This window comes from Brevibacillus sp. MS2.2 (assembly GCF_013284345.1).
Classification (GTDB): domain Bacteria; phylum Bacillota; class Bacilli; order Brevibacillales; family Brevibacillaceae; genus Brevibacillus; species Brevibacillus brevis_C.
The window spans coordinates 17,094-39,017 of sequence record NZ_JABSUZ010000014.1 but is presented as its reverse complement, the minus strand read 5'-3'; the positions used below and the strand labels follow the sequence as shown (position 1 = coordinate 39,017).

Annotated in this window: 22 protein-coding genes and 1 pseudogene; all 23 read left to right on the top strand. The window is 48.0% G+C overall.

Annotated features, from left to right (window positions below; all coding sequences use genetic code 11):
- Positions 1-30: 30 nt before the first annotated feature.
- The 23 genes and pseudogenes from HP568_RS14855 (at position 31) to HP568_RS14745 (ending at position 21,855) form a co-directional block, all read left to right on the top strand.
- Positions 31-900 (top strand): UbiA-like polyprenyltransferase, encoded by an 870-nt coding sequence (locus HP568_RS14855; RefSeq protein ID WP_048032636.1) that lies wholly within the window; start codon positions 31-33, stop codon positions 898-900.
- On the top strand, positions 897-1,493 hold the full coding sequence (locus HP568_RS14850; protein ID WP_007716550.1) for a UbiX family flavin prenyltransferase: 597 nt from the start codon (positions 897-899) through the stop codon (positions 1,491-1,493). The genes HP568_RS14855 and HP568_RS14850 overlap by 4 nt, the downstream gene beginning before the upstream one ends.
- Positions 1,494-1,497: 4 nt before the next feature.
- On the top strand, positions 1,498-2,361 hold the full coding sequence (locus HP568_RS14845) for a menaquinone biosynthesis protein (protein ID WP_173629479.1): 864 nt from the start codon (positions 1,498-1,500) through the stop codon (positions 2,359-2,361).
- Positions 2,362-2,370: 9 nt separating this feature from the next.
- Positions 2,371-3,336 (top strand): polyprenyl synthetase family protein, encoded by a 966-nt coding sequence (locus tag HP568_RS14840; protein WP_048032638.1) that lies wholly within the window; start codon positions 2,371-2,373, stop codon positions 3,334-3,336.
- Between the two features lie 104 nt (positions 3,337-3,440).
- Positions 3,441-3,884, top strand: coding sequence for a nucleoside-diphosphate kinase (gene ndk / locus HP568_RS14835; RefSeq protein ID WP_007716560.1), 444 nt, complete (start codon positions 3,441-3,443; stop codon positions 3,882-3,884).
- A 128-nt stretch (positions 3,885-4,012) separates the two neighbouring features.
- Positions 4,013-4,786 carry a CheR family methyltransferase gene (locus HP568_RS14830; RefSeq protein ID WP_048032639.1) on the top strand — a complete coding sequence of 258 codons (774 nt, stop codon included), beginning with the start codon at positions 4,013-4,015 and terminating at the stop codon, positions 4,784-4,786.
- A gap of 76 nt (positions 4,787-4,862) precedes the next feature.
- Positions 4,863-5,021 (top strand): hypothetical protein, encoded by a 159-nt coding sequence (locus HP568_RS14825; RefSeq protein ID WP_007716564.1) that lies wholly within the window; start codon positions 4,863-4,865, stop codon positions 5,019-5,021.
- 336 nt (positions 5,022-5,357) lie between these two features.
- A complete protein-coding gene (gene aroC, locus HP568_RS14820; protein ID WP_048032640.1) occupies positions 5,358-6,521 on the top strand; it encodes a chorismate synthase in 1,164 nt (387 codons plus the stop codon).
- Entirely contained in the window at positions 6,521-7,621 is a 1,101-nt protein-coding gene (gene aroB, locus HP568_RS14815) for a 3-dehydroquinate synthase (RefSeq protein WP_048032641.1), read from the top strand. The genes aroC and aroB overlap by 1 nt, the downstream gene beginning before the upstream one ends.
- Positions 7,622-7,623: 2 nt before the next feature.
- Positions 7,624-8,001, top strand: coding sequence for a chorismate mutase (gene aroH, locus HP568_RS14810; RefSeq protein WP_173629478.1), 378 nt, complete (start codon positions 7,624-7,626; stop codon positions 7,999-8,001).
- 289 nt (positions 8,002-8,290) lie between these two features.
- Positions 8,291-9,805: pseudogene (gene trpE / locus HP568_RS14805) on the top strand (anthranilate synthase component I).
- Positions 9,799-10,824: an anthranilate phosphoribosyltransferase gene (gene trpD / locus HP568_RS14800; protein WP_173629477.1), complete on the top strand. Its 1,026-nt coding sequence runs from the start codon at positions 9,799-9,801 to the stop codon at positions 10,822-10,824. Before trpE ends, trpD begins: the two are co-directional and overlap by 7 nt.
- The gene (gene trpC / locus HP568_RS14795) at positions 10,814-11,614 is read left to right on the top strand and encodes an indole-3-glycerol phosphate synthase TrpC (protein ID WP_173629476.1); all 801 of its coding nucleotides are present in this window, start codon (positions 10,814-10,816) and stop codon (positions 11,612-11,614) included. The genes trpD and trpC overlap by 11 nt, the downstream gene beginning before the upstream one ends.
- Positions 11,611-12,279: a phosphoribosylanthranilate isomerase gene (locus HP568_RS14790; protein ID WP_173629475.1), complete on the top strand. Its 669-nt coding sequence runs from the start codon at positions 11,611-11,613 to the stop codon at positions 12,277-12,279. Before trpC ends, HP568_RS14790 begins: the two co-directional genes overlap by 4 nt.
- Positions 12,242-13,462 carry a tryptophan synthase subunit beta gene (trpB, locus tag HP568_RS14785; RefSeq protein ID WP_173629474.1) on the top strand — a complete coding sequence of 407 codons (1,221 nt, stop codon included), beginning with the start codon at positions 12,242-12,244 and terminating at the stop codon, positions 13,460-13,462. Before HP568_RS14790 ends, trpB begins: the two co-directional genes overlap by 38 nt.
- 2 nt (positions 13,463-13,464) lie before the next feature.
- Entirely contained in the window at positions 13,465-14,283 is an 819-nt protein-coding gene (trpA, locus tag HP568_RS14780; protein WP_173629473.1) for a tryptophan synthase subunit alpha, read from the top strand.
- Between the two features lie 29 nt (positions 14,284-14,312).
- On the top strand, positions 14,313-15,407 hold the full coding sequence (hisC, locus tag HP568_RS14775) for a histidinol-phosphate transaminase (RefSeq protein ID WP_173629472.1): 1,095 nt from the start codon (positions 14,313-14,315) through the stop codon (positions 15,405-15,407).
- A gap of 69 nt (positions 15,408-15,476) precedes the next feature.
- Positions 15,477-16,580: a prephenate dehydrogenase gene (locus HP568_RS14770; protein ID WP_173629471.1), complete on the top strand. Its 1,104-nt coding sequence runs from the start codon at positions 15,477-15,479 to the stop codon at positions 16,578-16,580.
- A gap of 89 nt (positions 16,581-16,669) precedes the next feature.
- Positions 16,670-17,953, top strand: coding sequence for a 3-phosphoshikimate 1-carboxyvinyltransferase (aroA, locus tag HP568_RS14765; RefSeq protein WP_173629470.1), 1,284 nt, complete (start codon positions 16,670-16,672; stop codon positions 17,951-17,953).
- Positions 17,954-18,271: 318 nt separating this feature from the next.
- A complete protein-coding gene (locus HP568_RS14760; protein ID WP_048032651.1) occupies positions 18,272-19,393 on the top strand; it encodes an amidohydrolase family protein in 1,122 nt (373 codons plus the stop codon).
- A 148-nt stretch (positions 19,394-19,541) separates the two neighbouring features.
- Complete coding sequence (locus HP568_RS14755) at positions 19,542-20,132, top strand: RNA polymerase sigma factor (protein WP_007716581.1); 591 nt, start codon at positions 19,542-19,544, stop codon at positions 20,130-20,132.
- Complete coding sequence (locus HP568_RS14750) at positions 20,129-20,779, top strand: zf-HC2 domain-containing protein (RefSeq protein ID WP_048032652.1); 651 nt, start codon at positions 20,129-20,131, stop codon at positions 20,777-20,779. The genes HP568_RS14755 and HP568_RS14750 overlap by 4 nt, the downstream gene beginning before the upstream one ends.
- Before the next feature lie 128 nt (positions 20,780-20,907).
- Positions 20,908-21,855: a tetratricopeptide repeat protein gene (locus tag HP568_RS14745; protein ID WP_048032653.1), complete on the top strand. Its 948-nt coding sequence runs from the start codon at positions 20,908-20,910 to the stop codon at positions 21,853-21,855.
- Positions 21,856-21,924 lie beyond the last annotated feature (69 nt).

Below are 21,924 nucleotides of genomic sequence, written 5' to 3'. Positions count from 1 at the left end.
TATTTCTTCACGAGATAGGAAGTGTCATAGATGGGTCTACGTAAATTAAAAATCATCTTGGAAATGATTAAATTTGAGCACTCCCTTTTTGCCCTGCCTTTTGCTTTTATGGGAGCTGTTTTGGGAAGTATTGTGGTAGAGAATGCATGGCCTACCTGGTCGGAAATTTTTTGGGTGACGGTAGCAATGGTGGGCGCTCGCAGTGCAGCGATGTCCTTAAACCGTGTCATCGACCGGGTGATTGATGCGAAAAATCCTCGGACGGTCACACGAGCGATTCCTGCTGGCCTTATTTCGATTGTGGAAGTCATTTTGTTTATCGTGGTGTCCTTTGCGGTGTTATTTATTGCTGCATACCAGTTAAATGATTTGGCTGTGAAATTGTTGCCGCTCGCTGTGTTTGTTCTTGTGCTTTATTCCTATACGAAACGCTTTACTTGGCTTTGCCACTTTGTTCTCGGGGTTGCCATCGGGTTTGGTCCGTTGGGTGGCTGGGTAGCGACAACGGGTCAAGTAGATGGCATCGGCCTTCTATTGTTTGCATCCGTTATGTTCTGGACAGCAGGATTTGATATCATTTATGCGTGCCAGGACGCCGATTTTGACCGAAAAGAAGGACTTTATTCCATGCCGAGCCGCTTCGGAATTGCCAATGCACTTCTGATTGCCCGCATATGCCACGTTCTTACTTTCGTTGGTCTGATGTCATTGTATGTAGTCGCAGACTTGTCTATTTGGTTCCTGGTAGGTGTGCTCATTTCTGGTGCAATTTTAATCTATGAACACACGCTGGTGAAGCCAACAGACCTGTCCAAGCTGGATATGGCATTCTTCAATATGAACGGCATCTTGAGTGTCGTGATGTTTACCTTTACGATGATTGATTTGGTGATTGCATGAACAAACAAAAGTGGGCTGTCGGGATAACGGGTGCAAGTGGTGCTATCTACGGTGTTCGAGTCGTCCAGGAGCTTTTACGTGCTGGACATATCGTTCACTTGATGATTACAGAAGCCGGCTGGCAAGTATTTCGAGATGAACTGGATTGGCACACGGATGACAGAGAGGCTCTGTTGCAGGAGAAGCTGCAACTAGACTTTTCGGGTGAGCTACATTATTGGGGACTGCGAGATTTCAATTGTCCCGCAGCCAGTGGTTCCTATCGCTGTGACGGTATGATTGTAGTACCGTGCTCGATGGGGACTGTTTCTGGCATCGCACATGGCGCATCAGGGAATTTGCTGGAGCGCGTTGCTGATGTCATGATCAAGGAAGGTCGGCGATTGGTCATCGTTCCGAGAGAGACGCCGCTCAATGCGATTCAGCTCGAGAACATGCTCAAATTAAGCCGTCTGGGTGTCAAAATTCTGCCTGCTATGCCAGGCTACTATCAGAAACCGCAAACCATGGATGATCTGATCAATTTTGTGGTAGGGAAAACTTTGGATGCAATTGATGTACCACATTCGCTGTTCCGGCGTTGGGGGGAATAAACGCATGCAAAAGTCTTTGCGTGTTGGACAAATTTTGTATACCAATGTATTGCCGGTTTACTTCTATTTTGATCAGGCGAAATTCGAAGACCGAATCGAATTCATCCGCCAAGTTCCTGCCCAGTTAAACACTGCAATGGCAAATGGCGCGATTGACTTGGGACCGATTTCTTCGTTTAGCTATGCAGAGCATGCCTCCGAATACGTGGCATTGGCAGACCTGTCTGTCAGTGCCAAAGGAAGGGTAGGCTCCCTTTTCTTGTTCAGCAAAAAGCCGATTGAACAAGTAAACGGTGCCAAAATAGCCTTGACCAACACATCGGCTACCACAGTGAACCTCTTAAAAATCATTCTCCATAAGTTTTACGATTATGAGATTTCCTACGTTACACAGGAACCCATTTTGCAAGAAATGTTGGAGGACGCTGATGCAGCGCTCTTGATCGGGGATGACGCCATTGCGGCTAAGCGCACGGCTAAAGACCTGCATGTCTATGACTTAGGAGAGCTGTGGCATCAATTTACGGGGTATTCCATGACCTTTGCCATTTGGGCTCTTCGTCGAGCGGTTATTGCCGATCATTATGATTTGATCGCGGACGTCCATGCCGCTTTTTTAGAGAGCAAAAGGAAGACAAGAGCGAATACAGCCCCATTGATTGACTACGTTCACACACATTTCGGTGGAGAGAAAGAGCAATGGATCCACTATTTCCAAGGATTACAGCACGATTTCGGTGACGTTCAGCGGATTGGACTGGAGTACTATTACCGATGCGCAGCGGAGCTGGGACTTCTATCGGCACCTGCAACCGTCGATCTGTGGCAAGCCGGCGGCCGACAGACCAATACTACGTTGACGAGATAGGTGGAACGGATGAATCTAGTCGATATTTACTTCAAGATGAAAAAAGATGTCCAATACATAGAAGATGAACTGGAAAAAGCAATTGATACGCCGGTTCGAGAGCTGTATCTATCTTCGACCCACTTACTCAAGGCAGGAGGAAAGCGGATTCGTCCCGTTTTTGTTTTGCTTGGCGGTAAGTGGGGCAATTACGATGTCAAAAAGCTAAAGCATGTGGCTGTTCCTCTCGAACTGATTCACATGGCTTCACTGGTGCATGATGATGTCATTGACGATGCGGATAAGCGTCGCGGAAAAGATACCGTTCGGATGAAGTGGGATAACAAAGTAGCCATGTACGCCGGCGACTATATTTTTGCGCGGGCATTGGCCATTGCCTCTCAGCTTCCGATCCCGCAGTTGCACCAAATTCTCTCGAATGCAATCGTTGAGGTTTGCAAGGGAGAGATCGAGCAAGTAAAGGATTTGAATAACTGGGACCAAAACTTCCGTACGTATTTGCGCAGAATCAAACGAAAAACTGCGCTTTTAATTGCCATTAGCTGCCAATTAGGAGCAGTAGCAAGCGGAGCGTCAGCTGATATGATTCGCAAAATGTACTGGTACGGCTACAACGTGGGGATGGCTTTTCAAATTACCGATGACATTTTGGACTTTACAGGGACTGAGAAGCAGTTAGGAAAGCCTGCTGGAAGCGACTTGGTGCATGGAAACATTACGTTGCCTGCGCTTTATTCCGCTCATCATGGAAAAGCACGTGCGCAATTCCAGGAATGGATCGCGCAAAATACGTTTTGGGATCATACGGATGAAGCGGTTCGTATGGTGCGAGAAGATGAGGGTATTGCCTTTTCGCAGCGCCTTGCTGAACGCTATATCAGCCGTGCCCATGCGATTCTCGCAGATTTGCCTAACAACCAAGCTAAGACATCCTTGACAGGTATCGCCAATTATATTATTGATCGCAAATTTTAATGATATTTTGACGGTCTGCCTGTTGCTTGACCACTCTACTTTTGATAAAATTTTCGTTGGTGTCCTATGCACCAATACATAGCTCTAATGGAGGCATACTTACAATGGAAAAAACATTCCTTATGGTAAAACCAGATGGCGTACAACGCAACCTGATCGGGGAAATCGTATCCCGTTTTGAGAAAAAAGGCTACCAACTCGTAGGTGCTAAGCTGATGACAGTAAGCCGCGAACTGGCTGAAGAACACTATGCAGAGCACAAAGAGCGCCCATTCTTCGGTGAACTGGTAGACTTCATCACTTCCGGACCAGTATTCGCTATGGTATGGCAAGGTAACAACGTAATCACAACTGCTCGCGCTATGATGGGCAAAACAAACCCAGTAGACGCTGCTTCCGGTACGATCCGTGGCGATTTTGCTACTTCCGTTGGCATGAACATCATCCACGGCTCTGACTCTCCTGAGAGCGCGGAGCGTGAAATCGGCCTGTGGTTCTCCGCTGAAGAAGTTCTCTCCTTCGAGAAAACAATCCAACGCTGGATCTAAGACTGATCGAGAAGACCCCATTTATTGGGGTTTTCTTTTTTTTGTCAAAATCTTTGTCAAAACAGATAGGATAATGACGAAATATAGCGAATGAAGTTAGGGAGTTTGCAAAGGGGGTACGATTCAGCATGGAAGATAAGGACTTTCTCCAATTTATTGCTAGTGTGAAGAAAATGACTGGAATTGATCTTGCCCTCTACAAGGAAGCACAGATGAAGCGCCGTCTAACCTCGTTGAGACAAAAGCGGGGGTACAACACATTTGCCCAGTATTTCGATGCCATCGCTAAAGACAAGGAGCTTTTCTATGAGTTCCTCGACAGGATGACCATCAACGTATCGGAATTTTTCCGCAATCCAGGCCGATGGGAAGTTCTCGAGAATAAAATTTTGCCACGCTTGGCGAAGCAATCGCCGCGGGTGAAATGCTGGAGTGCGGCATGCTCAACAGGGGAGGAGCCGTACACTCTCTCACTGATTTTGCTACGCAAGAAGATGGATGCGACCGTGCTCGCTTCCGATATTGATGAGGGTGCACTAGCAAAAGCGAAGCAAGGGGTATACACGGACCGCTCCCTGCAAGATTGTCCGAAAGACCTCGTAGCGAAGTATTTTGAAAAAGATACACTCAGCTATCGCATCACGGACGAAGTGAAGAGAAAAGTGACGTTCAAAAAACATAATTTATTGGCGGACTCATTTGATTCTCAATTTGATTTGATTATTTGCCGGAACGTGATGATATACTTTACCGAAGAAGCAAAGCATGAGCTGTATCATAAGTTTAGCCGGGCGCTGAAACCTGGTGGAGTACTCTTTGTAGGCAGCACGGAACAAATTTTTCAGCCGCAACAATATCAACTGGAGACAGAGGATACGTTCTTCTATCGAAAAATGGGTTGATTCATGTTGGCCTTGGTATATGTCTGCTGTTTTTTTCCAAGACTAGGAATACCTACTTTGCAAGAGGAGGCAGCAGATGGATAAACACAAGGTCATCGAAGCATACCGTCGAGGGCTGATCACACTGCAGGAATGTGGTCAGATATTAGGGGCGGAGAGGACACAACTAGATGATTTGATACGCGTGGATCACACTCGCAAACCGCTGAGCCCCAATCCTTTTTTCAACGTGTAGGAATATATAAACGCTTCGTTTATATATTCCGGAACGCATGGAAACTTTCCCTAAAACGCGGTCGCTCCTTCGTGAGCTATCAACGATAGAGGTTTCCTTAACGTGTAGGTATGTCAATCCTGATTCATTCGCGATAGCGTAAAGAGAGCGCTTCTCCCAATACGGAGGGGCGTTTTCCTGTAAGAAGAAAAGGTTTTTCGCAGACGTTTCCCACTTTTGTATTTCCACGGCGTACTAGGTATGATATTATAGCGCTTAAAAGTGATAAAGGACAGCGCCCCGAAAAGAGAACCTTAAGGGGATACAGGCTGCCAGGAGGATGGAGGAAGGATAGAGATGCGTTACTTGACAGCAGGGGAATCCCACGGGCCGCAATTAACAGCTATCATCGAGGGCGTACCGAGCAACCTGCCGATTTCCATTGAGGAAATTAATGAGCAGTTGGCACGTCGTCAGAAAGGCCATGGCCGCGGCAGAAGAATGCAGATTGAAAAGGATCAGGTGAAAATTCTTTCTGGTGTCCGTCATGGATATACAACCGGAGCTCCTATCACACTGGTCGTTGAAAATAATGATTGGACGCATTGGCAAGGAATCATGAGTGCCGAGCCTGTAGAGGAAGGCGCTGAAGAAAAGCGTCGCGTTTCCCGTCCACGCCCTGGACATGCTGATTTAAACGGGGCTATTAAGTATCATCAACGCGATATGCGCAATATTCTGGAGCGTTCCAGCGCTCGTGAGACTACAGTCCGTGTAGCTGTTGGTGCAGTCGCACGTCAATTGCTGAAACAATTTGGCATCCGTATTGGCGGCCAGGTACTTCAGATCAACGAGATCGTGGCGAAGCGACAAGAAGTAAGTCTGGAAGAGCTGATTGCGCGTACAGAAGAATCGCCAGTACGCTGTTTGGATAAAGAAGCAGAGCCACTGATGATGGCGGCGATTGACAAAGCAAAAGAAGACGGGGATTCTCTCGGTGGTACCGTAGAAGTTATCGTTGAAGGCGTACCGATTGGTTTGGGTAGCCATGTGCAATGGGACCGCAAGCTGGATGGACGTCTTGCACAAGCGATGATGAGCATTCAGGCCTTCAAAGGTGTCGAAATCGGTATCGGGTTCGAGGCAGCCGGTCTGAAAGGCTCGCAGGTTCATGACGAGATTATTTGGAACGAAGAAACTGGCTACAGCCGTAAAACAAATCGTGCAGGTGGACTCGAAGGCGGTATGACGACAGGAATGCCTGTAGTGGTTCGCGGTGTCATGAAGCCGATCCCTACCCTGTACAAACCGTTGATGAGTGTGGATATCGACTCGAGAGAGCCATTCTCAGCGAGCATTGAGCGTTCCGATAGTTGTGCTGTTCCAGCGGCAAGTGTCGTCGCGGAGGCAGTGGTAGCATGGGAGATCGCAAGTGCCATGTGCGAAAAATTCCCTTCTGATTCTCTTGACGACATGGAAGAAAACGTACGTCAATACCGTGCGTACACGGAGAAATTCTAATGAGTATAGAGAAGCTGACTGTTGAGCTGGGGGAGCGTTCCTACCAGATTGTAATAGGCGAGGGTCTTTTGCACGAGGCAGCAGCGTTGCTAGTAGAGGCAGGAATTGCTTCTACTAGCAAGCTGATGATTGTCACAGATGAGAATGTAGCCATTCAGTACTTAGAGCCTTTGCTCGAAGTGTTGCGGCAGCATGGGTATCAGGTCCACCCAGCTGTGATCGCTGCTGGGGAAAAATCGAAGAGCCTGACTGTCTACGAGCGATTGATGACAGAGGCAATTGATGCCGGACTGGACAGAAAGTCTGCTGTAGTGGCTCTCGGTGGAGGAGTCGTCGGAGACTTGGCTGGATTTGTGGCTGCTACGTACATGCGAGGCATTGATTTCGTTCAAATGCCAACTACCTTGCTCGCACATGATAGCTCGGTTGGTGGAAAAGTAGCGATCAATCATCCGCTCGGCAAAAATCTTATTGGTGCTTTCCATCAGCCCAAAGTTGTTATTTACGACACGAAAGCATTGCATAGCTTACCGAAGCGGGAAATCGCAGCAGGTTTTGCAGAGGTTGTTAAGCATGGACTTATCGCCGACGCTGCCTTTGTCGATTGGCTAGAAGACAACGCTGATTTGTTATGGCAACTCGATTCAGAATTATTAGGGAAAGCCATTGAAAAAGGTTGCGCAGTCAAAGCGGCTATTGTTTCTCAAGACGAGACAGAGCAAGGGCAGCGTGCATTGCTTAATTTGGGTCATACGTTTGGTCATGCGTTTGAAGCGCTGTCTGCTTACTCGACCCTGAATCATGGGGAAGCCATCTCAATTGGGATGTGTTTGGCTGCCAAGGTAGCGGAACGGATTGGTTTTGCCGAGACTGGTGTATACAATCGCACGAAACGGATGCTGGAACTGTTCCACCTGCCAACGGCATGGCCAGGTAATCTCTCCCCAGAAGCTGTGCTGGAAGCCATGAAACGAGACAAAAAGACAGTAGGCGGAAAGCTGGCCTTTGTGTTGCCTAGGGCAATCGGGCAGGTTGAAGTCGTCAAAAATATAGAAGATGAACTCATACTGGGAGTCATGAGGGAAGAAGTGGAGGGATAAGGATGGGAATGAGAGGAATCAGAGGCGCGGTCACGGTGGAAGCCGATACGCGCGATGAGATTGTCTCCTCTACAAAATGGTTGTTGGAGGAAATGGTAGCCCGCAATGAAGTAAACCCCGAAGACATTGGCAGCATCATTATCACGACGACAGAGGACCTCTGTGCGACCTTCCCTGCTCAAGCGGCCCGCCTGCTTGAAGGAGAAGCTTGGCAATACGTTCCACTCATGTGCGCAAGAGAAATCCCGGTGCCGGGTGGCTTGCCACTTTGTATTCGTGTCATGATGCATGTGAATACGGACAAGACAGCAAAAGACATTCATCACGTCTTTTTGCGTGAAGCAGTCAAGCTACGCCCGGATTTGACAAATCGCGGTTGACAATTAGGGCGCTCTCTTTTACCATAAGTGAAACGAGAGCGCCTCGTTTTTTCCGGTAATAAGCAAAAGCCGGCTGAGAGCAGAGAATGAGTTGAGCAGAGTTGAGATGAGTTAGGTTGAGGAGAGAAGAGAAGGCTGGGTACATATTGACACCCAATCCAGGTCTCTTTGTCTGGATTTTTTTGTATACAAAAATTTCTCCCCCCTACCTCTCGCTCTAGAAGCGGGTGTAGAAAAGGTGGATGCCTCATTCCCTTTTCTCTCCCACTAATTGAGGAGATGAGAGTCCATGTATTTCCCTTCCCTTGCCGAGGTTAAGACCCTCTCGGCGTCGTATTCCCTTATTCCTGTAAGCATGAAACTGTTAGCGGATCAGGAGACACCGATTCGCTTGTATCAGAAGATTCGTAAAAGTGATTCCTTTTTGCTGGAGAGTGTAGAAGGTGGTGCGCGTTGGGCGCGTTTTTCGTTCATTGGCATGAATCCTTTTCAAATCGTAGAAGCAAAGGGTGAAGAAATCACCGTTTCCTATCGCACAGGTGAAAAGCTTGTCCAGACAGGAAATCCCGTCTCCTTTTTGCGTGAAGAAACCGATCGCTACAAAAGCCCGAAGCTACCCGGGCTGCCTCGTCTCAGTGGTGGTGCGGTAGGCTTTTTCGGTTACAATACGCTGCGCTACTTCGAAAATTTGCCAGCACATCGCAAGGAAGCTGTACGAGTGCCGGATATGCGCTTTCTGTTTGTTGATGAGATGATCGCCTTTGATCATTTGAAGCAAGAAATTCAATTGATTGTGAACCTCCATGTGGAGCCAGGCGACACCGAAGACATTATTGGCGAAAAATAAAAGCAAGTTTGCGAACGAATCGAGGAGATGGCTACCAAAGTTTCGGCTCCGCTTGAAATGGATCAACGCATTCAAGTAGCAGCAGATAAACCAGCGCCATTGACAGTACAGTCAAATATGACGCGCGAACAATACGAGCAGCTAGTCGTGCAGGCGAAAGAATACATCGCAGCCGGCGACATTTTTCAAGTCGTGTTGTCCCAACGTTTTTCCGTAAAGACAGATGTCGATCCTTTTGCGGTATATCGATTGCTGCGTACGTTGAACCCTTCCCCATATATGTACTATCTCGAATACGAGGGCGAGACAGTCGTCGGGACTTCACCAGAACTACTCGTGCGTGTGGAAGATGAAAAAGTAGAGATGCGGCCGATTGCAGGAACGCGGAAAAGAGGGGCAACCCCACAAGAAGATGCTGCGTTGGCGGCTGATCTTTTGGCAGATAAAAAGGAGAGAGCCGAGCACTACATGCTGCTGGATCTAGGACGCAACGATGTAGGAAAGGTCTCTGCATACGGAAGCGTAAAAGTGGAAGAAGCATTGGTGATTGAAAACTACTCCCATGTGATGCATATGGTTTCGCATGTGACCGGCAAGCTTCGTGAGGGACTCCACGCTTTCGATGCATTGCTGAGTGCTTTTCCGGCTGGTACAGTATCTGGTTCTCCCAAGCTGCGGGCGATGGAAATTATTGCAGAGCTCGAACCTGATGCACGTCATCTGTATGCGGGAGCAATTGGCTACATTTCGTTTGATGGTTCACTCGATAGCTGCATCACGATTCGAACGTTGTTCTTTCAGGATGGATACGCGCATGTACAGGCAGGTGCAGGCATCGTAGCGGATTCGGTCCCTGCGAGTGAATATCAAGAGACGGTGAACAAAGCAGCAGCGATGCTCTCTGCGTTAGAAAGAGCGGAACAGTTGTTTGTCAGAAAGGTGGAGTTGTCATGCTAACATACGCGCTGGAACAAATTCTGCTTGGGAAGCACTTAACACGGACGGTTGCAGAAGAGGCCATGGGCGAGATTATGGACGGAAAGGCAACTCCGGCTCAGATTGGTGCATTTTTAGCGAGTCTTCGCTTGAAGGGCGAGCAAGTGGAAGAGATTATCGGTTTTGCCAAAGCCATGAGAGCGCGGGCGATGAGTTTTCCGATCGATCTGCCAGGTCTGGTAGACACTTGCGGTACAGGTGGAGACGGAAGTCATACCTTTAACATTTCGACGGCGAGTGCAATTGTCGCAGCAGCGGACGGTGTACGCATCGCCAAGCACGGGAATCGTGCCGTTTCCAGTAAAAGCGGTAGTGCGGATGTGTTGGAAGCGTTGGGAGTGCCCGTCAATTTATCTCCAAAAGACGCCGCAGACTGCCTGCGTGTGACCAATCTCTGCTTCCTGTTCGCTCCCCTGTACCACCAAGCGATGAAGCATGCGGCTGGACCGCGAAAAGAATTGGCGATTCGTACGGTGTTTAATTTACTGGGACCATTGACGAATCCAGCAGGCGCCAGCCATCAGCTGATGGGCGTGTACGATGCCAAGCTGCTTCCAAGTGTAGCCGCAGTCTTACACGAGCTCGATGTGAACAGAGCGCTCGTTGTAGCAGGCTCGGATGGACTGGATGAATTAACCGTCACGGGAACGAGCCATATTGCCGAGTTGCGGGATGGGCGGATTTTGACATATGAAATCGAGCCAGAGCAGTTCGGTTTGCGCAGACATGAAAAGGATGCGTTGCGTGGCGGTGATGCCAATGAGAATGCGAAGATCATTCACGACGTGTTTTCCGGCGCACGTGGGGCAGCACGCGATATCGTTTTGCTGAATGCGGGCGCGATCCTCTACCTCGCAGATCGAGTTAGCTCGATTGAAACAGGGGTTATACGTGCAGCGGAACTGATCGACGGCGGACTGGTCATGCGAAAGCTCGAGCACGTTCGTCACATTGCAGGAGGTATGATTCATGCTTCGTAAAATCGTAGAAAAGAAACGCGAAGAGATCGCACGTCTTTATACAGAAACAACGGTTTCAGCATTGCTATTGGCAACGAAGGAAGTCCAGCGTCCACGCGGATTTCGTCAAGCATTGGAGACGAGCGTACGGCCTGTAAGCGTGATTGCTGAAGTGAAAAAAGCATCCCCTTCAAAAGGGTTAATCCGACCTGATTTCCAGGCAGTAACCATCGCGAAGGCTTATCAGGCCGCTCGCGCAGAATGCTTGTCTGTTTTGACAGACGAGTCCTTTTTTCAAGGGAGCTTGAGCTATCTACGGCAAATTCACGAAGCAATTGATCGTCCGTTACTCAGAAAAGACTTTCTTCTGGATGAAATTCAAGTCGTGGAAGCAAGAGCAGCAGGCGCTGATTGCGTGTTGCTCATTGCTGCCATTCTCGATCGGGAAACGCTTCGCCACCTGAACCAAACTGCCGAGGAGCTAGGCATGGATGTACTGGTTGAGGTCCATGACAAACGAGAGTGCGAGCTTGTTTTTCAAGCAATGGAACCCAAATTGCTCGGGATCAACAATCGAAACTTAAATACGTTTCAGACTGACCTGGCCGTTACGCATGAATTGATTGCAGAACTGCCTGCGTCATTGACAATCGTGAGCGAAAGTGGGATTTCGACACCAGCGGATATTGAGAATGTACGAAGTGCAGGTGCCCGGGCTGTGCTGGTTGGAGAGCATTTCATGCGCCAAACAGACGTAGAGCGCGCAGTCATTGATCTAGTGGGAGAAGCAGCACCGGGGGTGAGTGTATGACTCGTTTGAAAATATGTGGAATTAAGCGAGCGGAAACACTTGCGCTGTTAAAAGAGCTGGAAGTCGATTACGTAGGCCTTGTTTTTGCCCCAAGTAAGCGACAAGTAGATGCGCAAACTGCTGGACAATTGCTTGCAGCCGTACCGGGCCATCCTCCTGCTGTTGGTGTGTTCGTTAATCCGACGATGGAAGAGCTGGAGAAAGTGCTTAGCGAGGCACCGTTATCCGTGATCCAATTGCATGGACAGGAGACGCCACAATTTTGCCAGCAAGTTCGGGAGCGGTTTGCTATACCGGTGTGGAAGGCATTGGCAGTTGGTGGTGAAGCGGATGCTGCTCAAGAGATCCAAACCTATCGAGGCATTGTCAGTGCCTTTTTATTTGATACGTATGAACCTGGTCAAGCAGGTGGCACAGGGAAAAAGTTTTCGTGGGAGCAAATCCCGACTTTGCAAGCAGCATGCGAGGAAGCAGACTGCATCATTGCTGGAGGGATTCATGCGGAGAATGTCGGAGAATTAACGGGACAATATCGAGCAGGGATAGTCGATGTGTCCAGTGGAGTAGAGACAGGTGGCGAAAAAGACGCCGAGAAAATTAAAACATTGGTGGAGAGGGTGAAGGCGCATGAACAACATTCAAACAACTACGCGAGTCGTGCCTGACGAAAACGGAAGATTTGGTGCCTTCGGAGGCAAGTTTATTCCGGAAACCTTGATGAACGCGGTGACAGAACTCGAGATCGCTTTTGAAGAAGCACGTCGTGACCCTGCATTTGTTCAAGAATTGAATGGACTGCTCAGCGAGTATGCTGGACGCCCAACCCCGCTCACCTATGCAGAGCGTTTGACGAATGAGGTCGGTGGCGCCCAAATCTATTTGAAAAGAGAAGATCTCAACCATACGGGAGCACATAAATTGAACAATGCTTTGGGCCAAGCATTGCTTGCCAAGCGCATGGGCAAAAAATCAATTATTGCTGAAACAGGCGCTGGTCAGCATGGAGTGGCAAGTGCAACCGTTGCGGCAAAGCTCGGACTCTCTTGCAAAGTGTTCATGGGGGAAGAAGATATTCGTCGCCAGTCGTTGAATGTTTTTCGGATGAAGCTTCTTGGTGCCGAAGTTATCCCTGCGGTATCCGGCTCTCGTACACTTAAGGATGCGACAAATGAAGCGATTCGTCATTGGGTTTCTCACGTAGATGAAACGTTTTATGTCATCGGATCTGTTGTTGGTCCACATCCATACCCGTACATGGTTCGCGAATTCCAAAAAATTATTGGAGAAGAGACGCGCAGTCAAGTTCTGCAAATGCTCAGAAGGCTTCCAGATGAGGTTGTTGCTTGCGTCGGTGGCGGCAGTAATGCGATTGGCATGTTTTATCCGTTCATTCAGGATGAGTCTGTCGCGCTCAGAGGGGTAGAAGCGGCAGGGAAAGGAATCGATACCGAAAAGCATGCGGCAACGCTAACGCTTGGACGCCCGGGAGTCATCCACGGTTCCTTAACTTACTTGTTGCAGGATGAATGCGGACAGGTGCAAGAAGCGCATTCGATTTCGGCTGGCTTGGATTATCCAGGGGTAGGACCCGAGCACGCCTATCTTAAAGACAGTGGAAGAGTGACCTATACATCCGTAACAGATGCGGAAGCACTCGAGGCAGTACAAGTGCTTTGCCAAACGGAAGGCATCATTCCAGCGCTGGAGAGCGCACATGCGATAGCTGAAGCGATAAAACGGGCGAAAGAGATGTCTTCAGACAAAATACTGGTTATCTGTTTATCTGGTCGAGGCGACAAGGACGTACTGACTATTCAAGAAGCGCTGACAGCAGAAGGGGGAGAGTAATCATGGCGACAGCTCTGAATAGAATCGATCAATTATTCGCGGATCGTGATCGCAAAAGATTCATTCCATTTCTAACGGTAGGCGATCCTTCCATAGAAGCAACTTTCCAACTGGTAAAAGCGATGGTCGAAGCAGGAGCAGATCTTATCGAGCTCGGCGTCCCTTACTCCGATCCTTTAGCAGATGGCCCAACGATACAACGGGCCTCTGAGCGCGCACTGAAAAATGGCGTGACGATCGGTGATGCCTTGCAATTGGTCAAAAGGCTCCGCGAATCAGGTATGGAGGCTTCCGTTGTCCTGTTCACCTACTTCAATCCAGTTTTACAATATGGTATCGAGCGCTTTTTTGCCGATCTCGCTGCGTGTGGTGCTGACGGTGTTGTCATTCCTGATTTGCCGATTGAGGAAAATGGTCCAGCAGTAACCGCGGCAAAACAGCATGGCATTCATGTCATTTCGCTCGTGGCCCCAACTTCCAGTTCCAGAATCAATACGATCGGCGAGCAAGCAACCGGATTTCTTTATTGTGTTTCGTCGCTTGGTGTGACGGGTGCCCGCGCGGACCTGCGAGAGGATTTGGCAGATTTTCTGGAACGAGTAAAGGCCAGCACATCGGTTCCTACGGCGGTAGGCTTCGGAATATCCACGCCGGATCAGGTACGAGCAGTAGCCCCCCATACGAATGGTGTCATTGTGGGAAGTGCCATTGTTCAGCAAATCGAGGAACATGCTGAGCAACTGAAAGACCCAAAACAGATGCCACAAGCTGTAGAAAAAATAAAAACCTTTGTACATCAGTTAGCCAGTGCGCTACAATAGTGGGAAAAATGTGACTGGAGTGAACGTGGATGCAACCGAAACAACGCATACTCAATGCCCCGGTATATCAACCTGGCAAGCCCATTGATGACGTGAAACGTGAATATGGTTTGACTGAAGTCATCAAGCTGGCGTCCAACGAAAATCCTTTTGGTTCCTCACCGAAGGCCAAAGCCGCCATTGCGGAACAGTTGGACAATTTGGCCCTTTATCCAGACGGAGCAAGCCTTAATCTACGCTGGGATCTTGCTGACTTCCTCGGGGTCAAACCAGGCCAATTGTTTTTCGGCAACGGGTCTGATGAAATTCTGTTGATGATCTCTCGTGCTTTTTTGAGTGAAGGAACAAATGCAGTCATGGCGACGCAAACGTTCTCGCAATATCGCTCAAATGGGATTATTGAAGGAGCAGACTTGATTGAGGTGCCGTTGAAAGATGGCGTTCAAGATCTCGAAGCGATGGCGGCTGCCGTCAACGAGCAAACAAAGGTCGTATGGGTATGTAACCCGAACAATCCGTCTGGCACGATTGTAACAACAACCGAGTTGGAAGCTTTTATGAAAAAGGTTCCCAAAAATGTGCTCGTCGTTTTGGATGAGGCTTACTACGAGTATGTGGTTGATCCAGAATATCCACAAACAGTACCGATGCTCGCGGAGTATCCGAACCTGATTATTTTGCGTACGTTCTCCAAAATCTACGGTCTGGCTGCGCTTCGTATCGGCTACGGGATCGCGTCAGAAGAGCTCATTTCCTCTCTGGAACATGTGCGTGAGCCGTTCAATACAGGCACACTTGGCCAAGTAGCAGCACGTGCTTCGTTACAAGACCAGGAATTTGTGAAATCATGCCGCGATCGTAACCGTGAAGGCATGAAGCAGTTTACCGATTCCTTTGACGAGTGGGGGCTTTCCTACTATCCATCACAAACCAACTTCATCTTGGTTGATTTGAAAAAGGATTCCGATGAGGTATTCAAAAAGCTGCTCTCTCAAGGTATCATCGTTCGCTCTGGTAATGCACTAGGCTTCCCAGGTTTTCAACGTATTACGATCGGGACCAAAGAGCAAAATGATAAGATTCTTTCTGTCTTAAAAGAAATCGTGACTGGAGCATTGAAATAGAGGACGAAGATGCCGGGCATGCCTCGGCATCTTTGTCTAAGAGAGATGAAGGAAGGATAGAGAGTGGAGATGAAAAAAACCACCATTACTGTAATCGGCGTCGGGTTAATTGGCGGCTCAATCGCGCTGTCCATGCGACGTGATCCAAATATTCGGGTAGTCGGCTACGATTTACGTCAGGATTGTTTGGATAAAGCACTGACTCTTGGCGTCATTCATGCCGGCACAACTGATTTGCAGACCGCCGTTCGAGAAGCAAATGTCATTTTCCTTGCATCACCTGTAGAGCAAATCGTTGCAACCATCCGCTCGTTAGTGGAAATGGAGCTGCAGCCAGGTGTCATCATTACGGATGTTGGCAGTACAAAAGCAGGTATTGTCAAACAAGCGGTGGATGTCATTCCCGATCATGTTACGTTTATTGGTGGACATCCGATGGCTGGCTCGCATAAATCCGGCGTGGAAGCTGCTTCAGACCGTCTTATGGAAAACGCCTATTATGTTTTGACACCAGCGCCGGGAACACCTGAAGAAAAAGTAAAGCAATTGTCTGATCTCCTTACACTGACGCGCGCAAAAGTCGTGCAAATGGACGCGGCTTCGCATGATCAGGTCGTGGGTGCAGTCAGCCATTTCCCGCACATTCTCGCTTCTGCTCTGGTCAATCTGGTGGCAGGGTACGAAGAGGAAAATGCTTGGCATGCAACGCTTGCTGCTGGTGGTTTCCGAGACATTACGCGCATTGCATCGAGCAATCCTCAGATGTGGCGTGACATTTTGCTGCAAAACCGTGATCCGATCCTGAAAATTGCAAAAGATTGGGCCAACGCATTGGAAGATGTCGTTCACCTTGTAGAACAGGGAGATCCAGAAGGAATCGAGCATTTCTTCAAAACGGCACGAGAATTCCGCGACAGCTTGCCTGAGCGCAAAACGGGTGCATTGCCTCCATTGAACGATTTGTATATTGATATCCCCGACAACCCGGGTGAAATTGGACGAATTACGACACTATTGGGAGCAAGAGATATCAACATCACGAATCTTCAAATCAGAGAGACACGAGAAGACGTATATGGGGTGCTACGGATTACGTTCCATTCGCAGCAAGAGTTGGAAAAGGGAGAGGAAGTTCTTCGCTTTTTCGATTACAATGTATACAAGCGCACATAAAGTTTTTTATGCAAACACACTTTACAACGAAGACGCTTCACAGTGCGACTGATGATCTGGGAGAGCGTGAAAGAGAAGGAGTGGAAGCAATGCTTCGCGTACAACAAGCCAAACAAATCAAAGGTACCGTTCGTGTGCCAGGAGATAAATCCATTTCCCATCGTGCAGTTATGTTTGGAGCTCTAGCAGAAGGAACGACAACCATTGAAGGCTTTTTGCCGGGTGCCGATTGCTTGAGCACGATTAGCTGCTTTCGTCGGATGGGAATCGAGATTGAACAACAGGGAGATGCCGTAACTGTACAAGGAAAAGGCTGGTATGGCTTGCAGGAACCATCTCAACATTTGGATGTAGGGAACTCCGGTACGACCATTCGCTTAATGTCAGGGATCATGGCGACACAGCCTTTCCATGTGGTGATGGAAGGCGATGAGTCGATTGCCAAAAGACCAATGCGCCGTGTGATCGGGCCGCTCCGTCAAATGGGTGCCAAAATCGATGGAAGAAAAGACGGCGAGTACACACCGTTATCCATTCGAGGCGGGGATCTTCAAGGGATCGCGTATCAATCTCCAGTTGCAAGTGCACAAGTAAAGTCTGCGATTATGCTGGCAGGGTTGCAGGCAAAAGGTGTGACGAGTGTAACAGAGCCTCATTTATCTCGTGATCATACAGAGCGTATGCTGCAAGCATTTGGTGTGCAAGTTGTGCGTGATGGCTTGACCGTTTCAGTAGAAGGCGGACAAAAGCTGAAGGGCCGTGCCATCTCTGTTCCTGGTGACATTTCTTCCGCTGCCTTTTTGATTGCTGCCGTAATGGTCGTACCAGGCAGTTCTCTTCTGATTGAAAATGTCGGAATCAACCCAAGCCGTACGGGAATTATCGATGTTGTCAAGGCGATGGGGGGAAGCCTGGAGCTTTTGAATGAGCGAGTCGTAAATGAAGAGCCGGTTGCAGACCTCCTCGTGACTCATTCGGAGTTGCACGGTATTGAAATTGCCGGAGATATCATTCCGCGTCTGATTGACGAAATTCCGGTGATTGCGGTCATGGCAACGCAGGCCAAAGGACAAACCGTTATCCGTGATGCCGAAGAACTGAAAGTAAAGGAGACAGACCGTATTGCCACGGTGGTTAGTCAACTGTCCAAATTCGGTGCTAAGGTCACACCTACAGAGGACGGAATGATCATCGAAGGAAAGGTTGGATTGACAGGAGCAGTCATCGATAGCATGGGGGATCACCGAATTGGCATGGCGATGGCGATCGCGGGTCTCGTTGCCGAGGGTGAGACGAGAATCGAAAATGATGAGGCGATTGATGTATCGTTCCCTGGCTTCCATGACTTGCTTGTGAAAATCAGCCAATCATAAAGAATGAAAGAGAAGTCTGTGCCTTTATAGGGTAGCAGGCTTCTTTTTTGGTGCAAAGACAAGCGTTCCGAATTTTAGCAAAAATGATTTGACAAGCGCTTACATTCCGTTTATTATAAAACTACAGTATGGTTTCTCTCCACTCCTATCCAATATAAGAAAGCACGTGTGTGCTACCGTCGTTTGAATGCGCTTACATCAACGGCGGTCTTTTTTTGTTTAAAAAGCGTTTTGGCTCGAATGAGTAATTTTTCTCCTTTCTGTGCATATGCTCGTACAAGGGTAGTGTGTGCATGAGAAGCGGGAGGGGGACGAGCTATGCTGGAGCGAGGGATGGTCATACGTGGGGGAACGATTGTTACAGCACTAGGAATAAAAGAAGCAGATATTTGGATCCGTCATGGGAAAATTGTACGAATTGCCAAAGATACCTTGACGAAAACCCCCTTCAACGATTTATATGAAGAAATTGATGCTACCGATATGTATCTTTTGCCCGGTTTCGTCGCACTCCCGACACATTCGTTGTATAAAATCAAAGAGGTAGATGTTTATATAGAAACCATGCGAAATCTCATCAGATCGGGATGTACAAGCCTGGTGGATGTCTTCCGGCCAGAGCGTTGGATGAGCAGACCGCAAATTCACTATCAACAAACCCAGCATTTCAACAGCTTGTTGGATTATGTTTGGCACGTGGAAATCGATGTCGCCGATCTTCACGGTGACCGCTTAGCGGAGTGGATTAACCATGGTTATTCTTCGTTTCATGTCACGATTCGAAATCCAGAAGAAATTTCCACAATAAAATGGGAAACGCTTTTGCAACTTCATACGTCTAAACATACGATCCTGCACATGCAGGTACAAAATGATCCGTTTTTAAAAAAAGAACAACGGGAACTCATTCGACAGATTTGGATGGAGGCTACTCGTTATTGGCGGTTACGCACAGTCATTACAGATTCGCAAGCGGCCTTTCATTTTGAAGAAAATGACCCGTACCTGCATATCTTTCGTTTACCTGCTGAAGTGACGGATCAAGGTCTTCGTCAATTACATCGTCATTGGTTTGGGAGCTGGCAAGTAGCGTCTCCGATTCACGATGTGCGGATTGATACACGAAAGAGCTGGTGTACGCCTGAAGAATTGCTTTGCTTATTAGTCAGGCTCACTTCGACAAATGTTGCAAAAGCAATTGGACTGTATCCGCGAAAAGGAAGCTTGACAACTGGCGCAGACGCTGATATCGTTTTCCTGAAAAAGGAAAACTGGTTGACAAAGAATGATCTTTCCACTATTCTCAATTTTAGTGAAATGCATCTTCCAACATCTGTTATGTCGAACGGTAAATGGATATATCGAAATATGCGATTTATCCCTTTGATTGGTATGGGTAAGTGCTTAATCAACACGAAGCCCTACGCTTATGTCATATAACCCCAGTTTGGGGGTTTTTTCGTGAATGGTTTCCAGCAGACAGACGAGAAAAAGAATCGTAAGGTCGCGCAACTTTTTACATCCCCAGCAGTCTAATTATGCAAAAGGCCGCTGAGGGATCGGAATCGCAAGGAGGTAATCTCTGATCATGACCGATTCCCAGCTTATCCGAGAGATTAAAGAAGGTAATCTGGAATGCTATGCTGAACTGATTCGTCGATATGAAAAAAAGATCCTCTCATTTGTCACTCATCTTTTGCGTCAGGCACATTTAGAGCATATAGCAGAGGATATATGTCAGGAGACGTTTTACAAGGCGTATAAGAGCATTCATTCTTTCCGAGATGTAGAAGCTACATTCTCCACCTGGCTCTATACGATTGCACGCAACTCCGTACTTAGTGAATTGCGCAAGAGCCGCAATTCTGACGTGTATCTGGATGATACGTTGCAAGTGCCTATGGCATCTCCCAAGACACTGCCTGAGCAAGTTCTGCTCCGGAATGAGCGGGAGAGCATGGTAAGACTGGCAATCAACAGTTTGCCAGAGAAGCAACGCTCAGCACTGATATTACGTGAGTACGAACAAATGGATTACACAGAAATCGCTACGATTCTGGATTTAACAGTGAGCTCTGTGAAGTCTCTACTGTTTCGAGCGCGGCAAAGTATTCGTGGACAGTTGGAAAACTACATCCTGGACCCTCATTTGGATGAAGCTGAAGGGATGAATCGATGATGAGATGTGAAGAAGTTCAGGAAATACTGCCTGAATACGCCGAAAATCTGTTGCCTGAGGTGACCCAACGCCGGGTTGATCACCATATGGCTGCATGCTATGCCTGTCGTTCCGACTATGAGATTTGGTCGGACAGTGGTGAGTGGATGGAAATGGATAAAGAAGAATACCATTCTGTAACTCCATCACGTTCCATTGTAGACGCGGTGATGGCCCGTATTTTATCGGAAGAGCAGTGGGCGATCCCGATTGGCAGAAAAATTTTCAGCGTCACAGCGAGAATGCGACGCATGGGTGCGAGTGTAGCTGTTTTGTTGCTGATGGTCTTTTCGTTCACTTTATACGTGAATACAAGTACTACAGAGCATGCAAATTCGCTCGTTATTAATGGAGAAGTCATGGAGATTAACACGCCAAAAGCGCAAGTCATTTCTTCTTCCATGCAAACAGACGACGGTACATACGTGGTAGAAGCACAGCCATATACGTCGCAAGGAGACACTCTGGAACATGCTACTGCTTCGATCGTACCGCTCGATGGAAAGCCGACTTCTACTGAATTAGCCAAGCCGAATTACAGCATTGTACTTAGTATTTTTGGAATCCTTATTACTGTTCTTACAATGAGCTGGCTAACGCGCGCATAATGGTATATGATCAAGAGTAAAAGAAAAGACCGTCTTCGGACGGTCTTTTGTGGCTATTTTATTAGAGTGGTTGTTCAGCAAGCACGTAGAGCAACAAGGCCACGCAAAATACATATGAGGTGAAAGAAATGCCGAAAAAGTGGCTGTATGTCATAGACGAAGCGATCAAGCGGATCGAAAACGATGAAGTGGAGTTGGGCTTGACCGCTCTACAAAAGGTTCAGGAGCATGGAAAAGATTTGCCGGATGTCATGATGTATTTGGCGGAGGTCTGGTATCGACTCGGTCATTTGGAAGAGGCTAGTCAATTGCTGACAGATGTCATGGCTAAAAATCCGCAAATGGATTCCACTTTGCGCAGAGAATGCCAGCTGCTGTTAGCGGAGATTGCTTTGGATTCCAGTGATTTTGAGACTGCGCAACACCTTCTCTATGAATGTAAAGAATCTGGCTTCGAAAGCATCCAGCTTGACTTGTTGTTAGCGGATCTGTATTCGCTCCAAGATTTGGATGAAGTAGCGGTCAAGTATTTGGAGCAAGCAAGACTAAAGGAGCCAGACAACCAAGATATTATGGCTGCGCTGGGTAATTTGTATTTCCGTATTGGAGAAGACGAGAAAGCAATGAAGCTCCTGGAACAAGCCGGGGATGAAAGTCTGTCCATGCTTTTGACGAAGGGGCGCTCGTACGCTCAAAGCGGTCAATTCGAACAGGCGTACCACGTATTCCGTCAGGCGCTGGTCATGGATCGTTCGCCAGAAGTACTCTACGGATGCGCACTGATGGCATTCCACGTAGGACGACTAGATGAAGCAGCAGAACTGGTCAGCAGCTTGCAAGCGGTCGACGAGGAGTATGTAGCTGCTTACCCATTAGCCGCTGATGTGAATCTTTCGATGGGGAAAACAGAAGCCGCCATTGAGGCTTTGAAGCAATATGTGTCTTTGTCCGGATTCGATTTGGATCAAATCCGCAGGCTAATTGCCCTTTTGACGCAAGCCGGACGTTATGACGAAGCGAAAGAATACCAGCAGCTTCATGATCTGTGGGACCATGAATCCGACGAGGAACAATAAAAAGTAGACAAACAGGAAGTCACTTCGGTGGCTTCCTGTTTATTTTTCCGCATTTTGGCAAGAATGAGA